Source organism: Brevundimonas sp. GW460-12-10-14-LB2, assembly GCF_001636925.1.
GTDB lineage: Bacteria > Pseudomonadota > Alphaproteobacteria > Caulobacterales > Caulobacteraceae > Brevundimonas > Brevundimonas vesicularis.
On the sequence record NZ_CP015511.1, the window covers coordinates 1,216,213 to 1,228,696 of the forward strand.

The 12,484-nt window shown below is 65.6% G+C and carries 16 protein-coding genes and 1 tRNA gene; 1 reads left to right on the forward strand and 16 read right to left on the reverse strand.

The annotated features are described in order from the left end of the window. Positions 1-33: 33 nt before the first annotated feature. From A4249_RS05955 to A4249_RS05985, 7 genes are all read right to left on the reverse strand, one after another. Positions 34-110 (reverse strand) — tRNA-Pro (locus A4249_RS05955). A gap of 59 nt (positions 111-169) precedes the next feature. Beyond that, entirely contained in the window at positions 170-577 is a 408-nt protein-coding gene (locus A4249_RS05960) for a MerR family transcriptional regulator (protein WP_066551566.1), read from the reverse strand. 5 nt (positions 578-582) lie between these two features. Continuing rightward, positions 583-891: an integration host factor subunit alpha gene (locus A4249_RS05965; protein ID WP_026108237.1), complete on the reverse strand. Its 309-nt coding sequence runs from the start codon at positions 889-891 to the stop codon at positions 583-585. Between the two features lie 77 nt (positions 892-968). Beyond that, positions 969-1,946 carry a beta-ketoacyl-ACP synthase III gene (locus tag A4249_RS05970; RefSeq protein ID WP_066551567.1) on the reverse strand — a complete coding sequence of 326 codons (978 nt, stop codon included), beginning with the start codon at positions 1,944-1,946 and terminating at the stop codon, positions 969-971. Beyond that, positions 1,943-2,986, reverse strand: coding sequence for a phosphate acyltransferase PlsX (gene plsX, locus A4249_RS05975; RefSeq protein WP_066551568.1), 1,044 nt, complete (start codon positions 2,984-2,986; stop codon positions 1,943-1,945). The genes A4249_RS05970 and plsX overlap by 4 nt, the downstream gene beginning before the upstream one ends. A 139-nt stretch (positions 2,987-3,125) precedes the next feature. After that, the gene (locus A4249_RS05980; RefSeq protein ID WP_066551569.1) at positions 3,126-3,644 is read right to left on the reverse strand and encodes a YceD family protein; all 519 of its coding nucleotides are present in this window, start codon (positions 3,642-3,644) and stop codon (positions 3,126-3,128) included. 5 nt (positions 3,645-3,649) lie between these two features. Further along, positions 3,650-4,174 (reverse strand): ubiquinol-cytochrome C chaperone family protein, encoded by a 525-nt coding sequence (locus A4249_RS05985; RefSeq protein ID WP_066551570.1) that lies wholly within the window; start codon positions 4,172-4,174, stop codon positions 3,650-3,652. Positions 4,175-4,265: 91 nt separating this feature from the next. Between A4249_RS05985 and A4249_RS05990 the strand changes: the two genes are divergently transcribed. After that, the gene (locus A4249_RS05990; protein ID WP_017503908.1) at positions 4,266-4,745 is read left to right on the forward strand and encodes an outer membrane protein assembly factor BamE; all 480 of its coding nucleotides are present in this window, start codon (positions 4,266-4,268) and stop codon (positions 4,743-4,745) included. Positions 4,746-4,820: 75 nt separating this feature from the next. Here the strand turns inward: A4249_RS05990 and A4249_RS05995 are convergent, their stop codons facing one another. The 9 genes from A4249_RS05995 to nrdR all read right to left on the reverse strand — a co-directional run bounded on the left by A4249_RS05995 (position 4,821) and on the right by nrdR (position 12,480). Continuing rightward, positions 4,821-6,968 carry a sodium-translocating pyrophosphatase gene (locus tag A4249_RS05995; RefSeq protein WP_066551571.1) on the reverse strand — a complete coding sequence of 716 codons (2,148 nt, stop codon included), beginning with the start codon at positions 6,966-6,968 and terminating at the stop codon, positions 4,821-4,823. A 177-nt stretch (positions 6,969-7,145) separates the two neighbouring features. Further along, positions 7,146-7,577: a hypothetical protein gene (locus tag A4249_RS06000; protein ID WP_045811165.1), complete on the reverse strand. Its 432-nt coding sequence runs from the start codon at positions 7,575-7,577 to the stop codon at positions 7,146-7,148. Positions 7,578-7,619: 42 nt separating this feature from the next. Further along, complete coding sequence (gene thiL, locus A4249_RS06005) at positions 7,620-8,609, reverse strand: thiamine-phosphate kinase (RefSeq protein WP_066551572.1); 990 nt, start codon at positions 8,607-8,609, stop codon at positions 7,620-7,622. Continuing rightward, a complete protein-coding gene (gene nusB / locus A4249_RS06010) occupies positions 8,609-9,133 on the reverse strand; it encodes a transcription antitermination factor NusB (protein ID WP_066551573.1) in 525 nt (174 codons plus the stop codon). Before nusB ends, thiL begins: the two co-directional genes overlap by 1 nt. Continuing rightward, positions 9,130-9,591, reverse strand: coding sequence for a 6,7-dimethyl-8-ribityllumazine synthase (ribH, locus tag A4249_RS06015; protein ID WP_017503913.1), 462 nt, complete (start codon positions 9,589-9,591; stop codon positions 9,130-9,132). The genes nusB and ribH overlap by 4 nt, the downstream gene beginning before the upstream one ends. After that, complete coding sequence (ribB, locus tag A4249_RS06020; RefSeq protein WP_197458469.1) at positions 9,588-10,721, reverse strand: 3,4-dihydroxy-2-butanone-4-phosphate synthase; 1,134 nt, start codon at positions 10,719-10,721, stop codon at positions 9,588-9,590. Before ribB ends, ribH begins: the two co-directional genes overlap by 4 nt. After that, complete coding sequence (locus A4249_RS06025) at positions 10,721-11,323, reverse strand: riboflavin synthase (RefSeq protein ID WP_066551574.1); 603 nt, start codon at positions 11,321-11,323, stop codon at positions 10,721-10,723. The genes ribB and A4249_RS06025 overlap by 1 nt, the downstream gene beginning before the upstream one ends. 66 nt (positions 11,324-11,389) lie before the next feature. Beyond that, complete coding sequence (locus A4249_RS06030; protein WP_066551575.1) at positions 11,390-12,010, reverse strand: RibD family protein; 621 nt, start codon at positions 12,008-12,010, stop codon at positions 11,390-11,392. Then, positions 12,010-12,480, reverse strand: a complete 471-nt coding sequence (gene nrdR / locus A4249_RS06035) for a transcriptional regulator NrdR (protein ID WP_039245113.1) — start codon at positions 12,478-12,480, stop codon at positions 12,010-12,012. Before nrdR ends, A4249_RS06030 begins: the two co-directional genes overlap by 1 nt. Between the last annotated feature and the right edge of the window lie 4 nt (positions 12,481-12,484).

The following is a 12,484-nucleotide window of genomic DNA, read 5'->3' on the forward strand; positions in this document are numbered from 1 at the left end:
GACGACCCCACCATCATCATTCTTTTTCAAGAATGGTCGGAGCGACAGGATTCGAACCTGCGACCCCTTGACCCCCAGTCAAGTGCGCTACCAGGCTGCGCCACGCTCCGAAGGCGCTCCCTATAGACGGGGGGATCGCTGTCCGCAAACGCTAAAACGACTTTTCCACCTACCGTGAAAGAACGGCGTCCAGACGCGCTTTGGCCTGCTCCAGATCGGCCAGAACCTGATGCAAATTCGAGGTTTCGGCCGGCGCGACGTTGGAAGAAGCGGCTGAGATCGTGACATCGCCGTCGTCGATCAGTGCGGCGACCTCCGCCCCGATCAGCTTTTTCAGCCCCTGTTCCTTGTGCAGACGCTGGACGCCGCGAATCGTCAGCCCATCGTCGTGCAGCAGGCGTTTGACCGCCTTCAGCACCGCGATATCCTGAGGCCGATAGAACCGCCGACCGCCGGCCCGTTTCACAGGCGTGACGAAATCGAACTTCGTCTCCCAAAACCGCAGGACATGCTGGGGCGCACCGACCTCGTCGGCCGCTTCGGAAATGGTTCGAAAGGCGTCGGCGCTCTTGGCCACCGCGATCAGGCCTCGACGACGGCGTCGTGAACCCGGCTTTTCATGATCTGTGAGGCGCGGAAGCTGATGACCCGGCGCGGATTGATCGCCGCCGGTTCGCCCGTCTTGGGATTGCGGCCCATCCGTGCGCGCTTCTCACGCACCTGGAAGACGCCGAAGCCGGACAGTTTCACCGTCTCGCCGCGTTCCAGCGATTCGACGATCAGTTCCAGGGTGCGCTCGACCAGGCTGGAGCATTCCTGACGCGACAGGCCGACCTCTTCATGTACGGCTTCGCACAAGTCGGCGCGCGTCACGGTCTGTTGGCCTGCCATCTTATCCCCGCTGTCATGCGATCCGCTCGCATCCATAGGGGCGCAAAGCCCCCGAAAAATCAATGCCTCGATGTCGATTAGAGCCGAAGCGCGCAGGCGCCCCAGGTCAGGCCGCCGCCCATGGCCTCAAGCAGCACCATATCGCCCTTCTTGATCCGTCCATCCTGGATCGCAGCATCCAGCGCCAGCGGGATCGAGGCGGCCGAGGTGTTGGCATGGGTGGCGACGGTGGAGACCACCTTGTTCTCGTCCAGACCCAACCGGTCGCCGACGCCCTTGATGATTCGCTGGTTGGCCTGGTGCGGCACGAACCAGTCGACATCCGCGATCTGGATGTTGGCGGCGGCGCAAGCGGCGGTGATGCCCTCTGCGATATTCACGACGGCATGACGGAAGACCTGGTTTCCGGCCATGCGCAGATGGCCAACGGTCCCCGTGGTCGCCGGGCCGCCATCGACATAGAGCAGATCGGTCTTGGATCCGTCAGCGCGCAAGGCGAAGCCCAGCATGCCTTGGTCGTCCGATGTCCCCTGCCCTTCGCGCGGTTCCAGCACCACAGCGCCGGCCCCGTCGCCGAACAGGACGCAGGTGGTCCGGTCGGTCCAGTCCATCAGCCGCGTCATCTCCTCGGCCCCGATCACCAAGGCGCATTTCGACAGGCCGCGCGCCACGAATCCGTCGGCGACGCTGAGCGCATAGACGAAACCGGAGCAAACGGCTTGCACGTCGAAAGCTATGCCGACGCCTGCGCCCAGCTTGGCCTGGACGATCGACGCGACGGCCGGGAAGGTCATGTCGGGCGTGGTTGTGGCCACGATTATCAGGTCGACGTCGGACGCCGCCTTGCCCGCGTCGGCGAGCGCCTTCCTGGCGGCCTCGACCGCCAGATCGCTGGTCGGCTGGTCGTCGCGCGCCTTGTGACGCTGCTTGATGCCGGTGCGCTCCTGAATCCACTCGTCGGAGGTGTCGACGAACTTGGCCAAGTCGGCGTTGGTGACGATCTCATCCGGCAGGTAAGAGCCGACGCCGGTCACGGCGCTGCGGGTGACGGTCACTGGAGGTGTTCTCCCACGGCTGCGGCGGGCTTGGCGGCATGGTCGAACACTGCGTCCAGCTTGCCCAGGTTGTCCCCCACCTTGCTCATATAGTCGCTGCGGGCCAGATCGACAGCGATGCGGATCGCATTGCCGAACCCCTTGGCGTCAGCGCCGCCATGGCTCTTCACCACGATACCGTTCAGCCCCAACAGGGGGCCGCCGTTGATGGCGCTGGGGTCGATCTTCTGGCGCATCTTCTTCAACGCCGGCATGGCGATGACGGCGCCCAGCTTGGATTGCAGATTGGAGGTCAATGCCTCTTTCAACAGCGCCGAAATATAGCGCGCCGTGCCTTCGGCGGTCTTCAACGCGATATTCCCGGTGAAACCGTCGGTGACGACCACGTCTACCGTGCCCTTGGCGATATCGTCGCCCTCGACGAAGCCGTGATAGTTCAGGTCGAACGGCCCATCGCGCAGGATGGCGTGCGCCTCCTTGACCTGTTCGTTGCCCTTCATTTCCTCGGACCCGACGTTCAGCAAGCCGATGGTGGGGCGGGCGATGCCGCGCACTGCGGACTGGAAGGCTTCGCCCATGATGGCGAACTCGATCAGCTGCTCTGCGTCGCTGCCGATGTTGGCGCCGACGTCCAGAACCGCCGTATGGCCCTTGAAGGTGGGCCAACTGGCGACGATGGCCGGACGCTCAAGCCCGGGCGCAGACATCCGCAGAATCAATTTCGAGATCGCCATCAGGGCGCCGGTGTTGCCGGCCGAGACGACGCCGCCGGCCTGACCCGTCTTCACCGCCTCGATGGCGTTCCACAGGCTGGAGCCCTTGCCGCGGCGCATGGCCTGGGCCGGCTTTTCGTCCATGGCCACGACCTTGTCGGTGTGGCGGATCTCGCAGAGGTCCGCCGGCAGCCCGCAACGCGCCAGTTCCGGAACAATCTTGGCCTCATCGCCATGCAGCAGGAAGCGAACTCCCTCCCCGTCATGGGTCCGGATATAGCTGCGGATGCCGGGAACGACGACGGAGGGCCCGTGATCGCCGCCCATGGCGTCAAGCGAGATCGTAACTGGGGCTGGCAAATGGACCTCTTGTGGCCGCGTCGTCTTGTCGCGCGACGCTTGGCAGGATGCGCTGGACGATAGCGCCGACGCCGGGGGATGCAACCACCCGGCCCCTACGTCAACCTCAGCCTTGGTCGTCTTTGGATTTGAGCGCCTTCAGGGCCGCGAACGGAGAAATCTCCGTCGGCTCCTCAGGTTGCACGAACTCCGCGCCGCGCTTGCGCGGGAACGGATCAAGCGACAGCAACAATTGCTCGACCGCATACTGGCCCAGGTCGATCTTGCCGTCCTCGATCACGTCGGCGTCTTCTTCATCCAGCGTGACCTCGATCTCGTCGGTTTCCTCGGGCTTGGCTTCGACAAGCTGAATGGAGAACCGGCGATCCACATCGACCGGCAAGGGCTCCAGCGTCAGGCCGCAGGTCTGCACCGCATGTGCGGTCACCCTGCCCTTCATCGTCCATTCGCTGGTCGACGGCGTCGGCTTGATCTCCAGATCGACGGCGAAGTCGTCCAGCCCCTGAAGATCGAGGCTGCGGGCGATTCGCTTGCGAGTGTCTGCATCCGGCTCCAGCCGGCGGCTCAGGCCCGCGCCGATCTGATTGACCCGCACCGTTTCGCTGTAGGGGAGCGTCGCGCTCATCTCGTTCAAACTTCCGCCCAGGCCGGCGTCGCCAGCACCTTGTTGAAATCCTGCGCCGCCAAGGCCGCGCGTGTCGTCAGCGCATAGCGCGCCAATGTGTCCGCATGGGGCGCTTGCGGATCCGCATAGACATTCTTCGCCATCGCCTCCGCCAGAGCCGCCGCATCGCCAGCGCGCAACGGCTGCTCATAGGCGTTCATCCGGCCGTAAAGGGCTTCGCCCAGCTTGCGCATCTTCTTGCCGACGGCGACGTCGCCCACGCCTTCTTCGCGCAGGACGTGATCCAGCGCCGAGACATAGACGTCGAAGACCGCCTGAGCCGCATCCTGGCCCTGAGCCGTGTTCTCATCGCGCAGCCGCAGCACGAGCATCAGCACATGCAGCGTGTAGAGCTCGAATCGCGCGTCGATGCGGTCGTCGACCGCCAGGCGCGTGTAGAAGGCCGGATTGCGGGCCTGACTGACGGCCTTGGCGTAGAGATCGTCGCCGAGACGGACGCCGGATCGGGGTTTGAACAGGTTTTTCAGCATGGGTTCCAACGGCCCCTTTTCCGCCGCGCCGTTGAACTAGGACGCAGGTCCGTCTAGGTCAAAGACCTTGTTCTCTCGCAGGCGCCCGACCATGTCCCGTTTCGTCCCGCTTTTCGTCGCTGTTTCGCTGGCCGGCCTGTCCGCCGCCTGCGCCCCGACCATCGGCTCCAACGGCTTCCAGGCCATCGACGCCAAGCCCCAGGACGTGGTCGCCGGCACCGACACCAAGGAGACCGTCCTCGCCAAGCTGGGTTCCCCTTCGACCACTTCGACCTTCGAGCCGGATCAGGTCTGGTACTACATCAGCCAGACGACCGAGAAATACACCTACAACCTGCCCAAGGTTTCGACGCGCACGGTGACCGAGATCACCTTCGTCCCGCAGGGCGATCAGGTGGCGTCGGTGCGCACTCTCGGCCTGACTGATGGCGAGCAGATCGCCATGAACCGCAACGAGACGCCGACGCGCGGTCGTGAGCTGACGGTTCTGGAACAACTGCTGGGCAACGTCGGCCGTGGCCAACTGCCCCGCACCGAAGACGACACCCCTGGCCAGCGCCGCCCCGACTAAGGCGGCTCATCTCCCCAAACAAAGACGCCCCGGAGATCGCTCTCCGGGGCGTTTTCGTAATGGCTGTGGTTTAGCCTAGCCGATGGTCCCGCTCGCCAGCACCGCCAGCAGCAGCAGGGCGACGATGTTGGTGATCTTGATCATCGGGTTCACCGCCGGACCGGACGTATCCTTATAGGGATCGCCGACCGTATCGCCGGTCACGGCCGCCTTGTGGGCTTCCGAGCCCTTGCCGTGGACGACGCCGTTCTTGTCGGTGAAGCCTTCCTCGATCACCTTCTTGGCGTTGTCCCAGGCGCCGCCGCCTGACGTCATCGAAATGGCGACGAACAGGCCGGTGACGATCACCCCCATCAGCATGGCGCCGAGAGCCGCAAAGGCGTTCGCCTTGTCCGAAATGCCCAGCACCGCGACGAACAGGACGATCGGCGACAGCACCGGTAGCAGAGACGGCACGATCATCTCGCGGATTGCCGCCTTGGTCAGGATGTCGACCGCCCGGCCGTATTCCGGCTTCACCTCATAGGTCATGATGCCGGGGTTCTCGCGGAATTGGCGTCGAACCTCCGCAACGACCGATTCGGCCGCCCGTCCCACCGCCATCATCGACATGCCGCCGAATAGGAAGGGCAGCAGCCCCCCGAACAGCAGCCCGACGACGACGTAGGGATTGGTCAGATCGAAGCCGATCTCCCCCATGCCCGCGAAGAAGGGATAGTCCGCCGGGTTGGCCGAGAAATACTGCAGGTCCGACGTATAGGCGGCGAACAGCACCAGCGCGCCGAGGCCCGCCGAACCGATGGCGTAGCCCTTGGTCACGGCCTTGGTGGTGTTGCCCACGGCGTCCAAAGCATCCGTCGAATGCCGCACGTCGCTGGGCAGACCGGCCATCTCGGCGATGCCGCCGGCGTTGTCGGTCACGGGTCCGAAGGCGTCCAGCGCCACGATCATTCCCGCCACGCCCAGCATGGTCGTGGTGGCGATGGCGATGCCGAACAGGCCGGCCAGCTGGAAGCTGGCCACGATGCCGACGATGATCGTCAGCGCGGGCAGCGCCGTCGCCTCTAGCGAGACGGCCAGGCCCTGAATGACGTTGGTGCCGTGCCCGGACACCGAGGCGTTGGCGACCGATCGCACCGGACGGAAGCCGGACCCGGTGTAGTATTCGGTCACCACCACGATCGCCGCCGTCACCGCCAGACCGACCATGCCGGACCAAAACAGCGCCATCGGCTGAATTTCCAGACCGCTGGCCGTCACGATCGGCCCAGTCACCATCTGGTCGATCACCCACCAGACCGCGCCGATGGACAGGACGCCGGTGACGATAAGCCCTTGATAGAGGGCGCCCATGATGTTGTTCGACTTGCCCAGCCGCACGAAGAAGCTGCCGATGATGGAGGTCACGATGCACACCGCGCAGATCGCCAGCGGCAGCACCATCATCAAATCCACATAGGGCTGCCCCCTGAAGAAGATCGCGGCCAGCACCATGGTCGCGACAGTCGTCACGGCATAGGTCTCGAACAGGTCGGCCGCCATGCCGGCGCAGTCGCCGACGTTGTCGCCCACATTGTCGGCGATGGTCGCGGCGTTGCGAGGGTCGTCTTCGGGAATACCCGCTTCGACCTTGCCCACCATGTCGCCGCCGACGTCGGCACCCTTGGTGAAGATGCCGCCGCCCAGGCGCGCGAAGATCGAGATCAGCGAGGCGCCGAAGCCCAGCGCCACCAGCCCGTCGATCACTTCGCGGCCCGTTGAGGCCAATCCCAGATGCTGGGTCAGCACAATGTAGTAGCCTGACACCCCGATCAGGGCACCGCCGGCTACGAACATGCCCGTGATGGCGCCCGAGCGGAACGCCAGGTTCAACCCCTTGGACAGGCTTTCGGACGCGGCCTGCGCCGTGCGGACATTCGCCCGCACCGAGATCAGCATTCCGGCATAGCCGGCCGCACCAGATAGGACAGCGCCGATCAGGAAGCCGATGGCGGCATAGATTCCGATCAGGAAGTAGGCGGCGATCAGGATCACGATCCCGACGATGCCGATGGTCAGATATTGCCGCTTCAGATAGGCCGAGGCGCCTTCCTGGATCGCGGCGGCGATCTCTCGCATCTTGTCGTTGCCAGTGCTCGCCTTCATCAGCACGGCGGTCTGCGCGGCGCCATACAGCACCGCCAGCACACCGGCCGCGAAGACCAGCGTAAGTGAGTTCGTCATTGGCGTTTCCATGCCCTTGCAAACAGGCGCGCAGGCCTTGGCGCGGTCGGGCGTTATCGCCTCTGTCCGCCTTCCGGTCCCCCCGCACGCGGCGAACGCGTCAGTGCGTTCTTTGGGATTTGCCTAGGGAGCCTGTCATGGCGGGCGGAGTGACGCAACAGCGGTCGGTCAGCCCGTTCAGCGGGCGGTCTGCATGCCCGTTCGGCGACGCGGCGACTGGCTGACGACCTCGACGCGTCGGACGGAGCCGCGACCTGAGATCGCCGCAGACGCCGCCACCAGCGAGGCGGACAGGGCCCGCTCGTCCAGCCGTGTCCAGTCGCCGGGCACGGTAAAGGGCGTCTTGTGCGCCGCGCGAACGACGGCGTCGCGGAAGAAGGCTTCCTTGGGCTTCATCTGCTCGACGGTCTTGCCGGCGCCGAGTTCGAGCCTGAGGGCGACGAACACGTAGTTCCGCAAACGCCCGCCCTCGATGACAGGCAGGCCGAGGCCTGCGATGCTCAGGGCCGCTGGCGCCGACTCCGTTTCGCTGCCGGAGGCGGCGGCGCGACTGGCGGCGGCGCCAGTCAGGGCGGCGGTTCCGGCGGCGATCAGGGTTCTACGGTCCATGACGACATCCTGCCGGACGGGCGTTAGGATTCCCTTGCTGCGTCAGCTGTGGGTCCAGCCGTTCCTAACCATCGGCACGGGCTGACCGTCGTAAAGGACCGTCAAGCCCTGACCTGCGGTGACTTGGCCGATGCGGGTCAGACGGATCAGCCGGCGCTCGGCCTCGCGCCGCAGGGCGTCTTCGTGGCGCGGATGGGCGGTGAAGGCGATCTCGTAGTCGTCGCCGCCACTAGCCAGGTCTTCCAAAGACAGCTGCGGATCGACCCGGTCGTCGAACCAGGCCTGGGCCGCTGCGGACAGGGGCAGAACGTTCAGATTGACCGCCACGCCGACCCTGCTGGCCCGCGCGATGTGGGCCAGGTCGGCAGCCAGGCCGTCCGACACATCGACGGATGCTGTGGCGAACTCGCGCACGATGTCGGCGAAGTCGGTCCGGGGCGTCGGCATCCGGTAGTGGCTGACCAAGGCCTCCATCCGCTCAGGCGACAGAGCCAGTTGTCCTTGCGCCGCCTTGAGCCCCAGAAGCCCGTCCCCGATCACGCCGGTGACGAAGACGAGGTCGCCGACCTGCGCGCCTGCGCGAGAAACGACTTTGCCCGTCGGCGCCCAACCCAGGGCCGTCAGAGAGAAGGACAGCGGGCCAGGAGTCTTGACCGTGTCCCCGCCGAGCAGATGAACGCCGAACCGCGCCTGATCCTCGGCCAGCCCGGAAGCAAAGGCCTCGCGCTCGGGCCAGCCGCAGCGTTCCGACCAGAAGCAGGCCAGCAGATAGCCGAACGGCTCAGCGCCCTTGGCGGCAAGGTCCGACAAGTTCACTCGCAGCAGCTTCCTGGCGATCGTGTCCAGCGGATCGTCGGGCAGAAAATGCACGCCCTCGACGATGGCGTCCTTGGTCAAGACGAGGTCACAGCCGGGGCGTGACGGCAGCACCGCCACATCGTCGGCCAGCCCCCTGCCCCATTCGGGATGGGCCAGGGGCTTGAACAGCCTCTCGATCGTCTCGAACTCGCCCGCGACGTCGAGCGCCGGCATTATTTGCGCATGTCTCTGGATACGCCGTCCAGCGCCGCGTTGACGAAGCGCGCCTCGGCGTCGTCGAAGAAAGCCTTGGCCAGTTCGACATATTCGTCGATCACGACCTCGCGCGGCGTCTCGGGATGCTTGATCAGCTCCCAGGCGCCCGACCGCAGCAGGGCGCGCAGGGTGGCGTCGATCCGCTCAAGCTTCCAGTTGGAGGCCAGACGCGCCTTGATGGCGGCGTCGATGTCGCGCTGGCTTTCGATCACGCCGCGCACGATGTCGGCGAAATAGGCCTCGTCGGCCTCGGCCAGGGCCTCGCCCTCGATGTCGGTGTCGAAGCGGAAGTTCGAGAATTCGGTGATCACCGTCTCGACGCCCTCGCCCGCAAGTTCCATCTGATAGAGCGCCTGGACGGCGGCGAGACGCGAGACGGTGCGGGCGCGACGCTGTTTGGAGCTCAGATTGGGCTCGGCGCGCTGCTTTTCCGCTTCGGCGAGTTGTTCGAGGACGGCTTTGACGCTGTTCGGTTCAGTCATGCGCCGACGCCATGACGCAACCGCTTCTTCAATGCAATGAGGTCCAGGCACGCCTTGGCCGCGCCGCCGCCCTTATCCCCTTCCGAAAGACGGGCCCGATACCAGGCCTGGTCTTCGTCTTCGGTCGTCAGGATGCCGTTGCCGATGATGACGCCCTTGACGCCCAGCGCCATGATGCCGGCCGCCGACTGATCGGAGACGATCTCGAAATGGTAAGTCTCGCCACGGATGACCGTGCCCAGAGCGACATAGCCGTCATAGCGGGGCGCGGTCGGGAAGCGGCCGGCCTCCTCGGCCAGGGCGATGGCCGGCGGCACCTCCAGCGCGCCGGGCACGGTGATGACGTCGAAATCGGCGCCACGCGCCTTCAGCGTCTCCTTTGCCCCTTCCAGCAGGGCGTCAGCCAGGTCGTCGTAGAAGCGCGCCTCAACAATCAAAATACGGGGGGCTTCGGTCACGCCTTTATTTCTCCATCCATGTCGCGCCAGCCGACGATGCGCAGGCCGTAGCCTTCAAGCGCGGTCGGCTCGGGTCGCGTCGAACTCATCACGATCATGTCCCTGACGCCCAGGTCCAGCAGGATCTGAGCCCCCACGCCATAGGCGCGCAGCGATCGATCCATCGCCGCCGGCTTGTCCGCGCCCGCCAGCCGTTCGGCCAGCGAGTTCAGCGACGGATCGCGCAGGAAGACGACGACGCCGGGGCCGTCATGGTCGGTGATCTGTTTCAGGGCGCTGGGCACATAGTCCTGGCGCGCCTCGACGTGGCCCAGCAGGTCGCAGGCGAAGTCCACCTGGTGCATCCGCACCAGCGTCGGTTTGGCCGGATCGATGCGCCCCTTGACCAGGGCCACATGCTCGGCGCCCTCGATGGTGTTCTTGTACAACATCAGGCGGAACGGTCCGCCGTGAACGCTCTCGAACGGCGTATCCATGATCCGTTCGACGAAGCGTTCGGTGCGGCGACGATAGGCGATCAGGTCGGCGATGGTGCCGATCTTCAGCCCATGCAGCTGGGCGAAGGCGACCAGATCCGGCATCCGCGCCATCTCGCCGTCGTCCTTGATGATCTCGCAGATCACCCCGGCGGGCGTCAGGCCGGCCATGCGGCTAATGTCCACCGCCGCCTCGGTGTGGCCGGCGCGGACCAGAACGCCGCCGTCGCGCGCGACCAGCGGGAAGATGTGTCCCGGCGAGACGATGTCGTCCATGCCCTTTGACGCGTCGGTCGCCACATGAATGGTGCGCGAGCGGTCGGCCGCCGAGATGCCGGTCGTGACGCCGTCCTTGGCCTCGATCGAGACGGTGAAGGCGGTCTTCATGCTCTCGCGGTTGTCTGCGGCCATTGGCGGCAAACGCAGTTGCTGGGCGCGCTCGGCCGTCAGGGCCAGGCACACCAGCCCGCGCGCCTGGCGGATCATGAAGTTGATCTGGTCCGGCGTTGCGAATTGCGCGGGGATGATGATGTCCCCTTCGTTCTCGCGATCCTCGGCGTCCACCAGGATGTAGGGACGGCCGTTGCGGGCGTCCTCCAGAATGTCCTCGATGGGACTGATCGGGCTGTCGTTCATGTTCGCGGCCAATTGCATCACGCGGTCTCCTGCCATCGCGCGAGGTATCGCGCCAGCATGTCGATCTCCAGATTGACGGGATCGCCCACTTTCAAGCGGCCCAAGGTCGTCACGTCCCAGGTGTGCGGGATGATGTTCAGCGAGAAGACCTGACCCTCGACGGCGTTTACGGTCAAAGACACGCCGTCCACCGTGATCGACCCCTTGGCGGCGATATAGCGATGCAGGGGCGCGGGGGCCTCGACCTCGATCCGGTGCGATCCGCCTTCGGGCGTGATCGAAACCACCCGCCCAAGACCGTCGACGTGGCCGGACACGACATGGCCGCCCATTTCGTCGCCCAGCTTGGCGGCCCGCTCCAGATTGACGCCGTCGCCGGTCTTCCAGCCGCCCAGGGTGGTCTTGGACAGGGTCTCGTTCGATACCTCGACGGCGAACCAGCCCCCCCGTGCATAGTGGCCCTTTTCGGTCACCGTCAGGCAGCAGCCCGCGTTGCTGATGGAGGCGCCCAGATCGATGCCGTCGGTGTTCCAGGCGGTCTCGATCTCGTAGCGCCGGTCGCGATCGGTCTCGCGGACCTCGCGGACGCGGCCGATGTCGGTGACGATGCCGGTGAACATTTGGACTCTGGACCCCTTGGGAGAAAAATACCGTCTAATTCGTCTAATCGTCTAAATTGGACGGCGTCAGAGATGGGCGTAGCGTTCCCACAGATCGTCCCCGACGGGCTCGACGCCCAGGCGACGGAACTTGGGGGCGTCGGCCAGCTTTGCAAGAGCGAGGGCGGCGACACAGGGCCGCCCCTCACCGCCCAGCAGGACTGGGGCGCGGAACCATTCCAGCACATCGACGGCATCGGCGCGCAGGAAAGACGCCGCGACCTGGCCGCCGCCTTCGATCAGAAGCGAGGTTGCGCCGGCGGCTTCCAAGGCTTTCAGCACGGCTGGGATGGTCGGACGACCGTCCTCGGCGGCGACCTGCACCACCTTGGCGGCGCCGATCGTGCGCGGTTCTGCGGCGGTCAGGATCAGGGTGTTTTCGCCGGCGACCTTCGCCGCCTGCGGCGTGCGCAGCCGGCTGTCCAGCACGACGCGCAAGGGCTGATCCACGCTGCGTCCCGGCAGGCGGGCGGTCAGTTCAGGATCGTCGTTCAGAACCGTCTCGACGCCGACCAGGATCGCGTCGTGGGCGGCGCGCAAACGGTGACCCTCAAGCCGCGCCGCTTCGCCGGTGATCCACTGGCTCTCGCCCGAGGCCGTGGCGATCCGCCCGTCCAAGGAGGTCGCCAGTTTCAGCGTGACCCGCATCAGGCCTTGCCGGACGGTTCGTCGAACCCTTCGTCGCCCAAGAACTTGGCGAAGTCGCCGGTGTGGCGGAAATCCTTGTAAACCGAGGCGTAGCGGACATAGGCCACCTCATCGACGCCCTTCAGCGCCTTCATGATGAAGTCGCCGACAGTGCTAGACGGGATTTCGGTCTCGCCCAGGCTTTCCAGTTGGCGGACGATCCGGTTGACCATCTGCTCGACCTGATCGGCCTGGACCGGGCGTTTGCGCAGCGCCACCCCCAGCGAGCGTTCCAGCTTGTCGCGATCGAAGGGCGTGCGCCGTCCATTGCGTTTCAGGATGACCAGTTCGCGCAGCTGCACGCGCTCGAACGTCGTAAAGCGCCCGTTGCAGTTCGGGCAGGACCGGCGGCGTCGAATGGCCGAGCCGTCGTCCGACGGCCGACTGTCCTTCACCTGGGTGTCCTGATGACCGCAAAAAGGGCACTTCATCAGG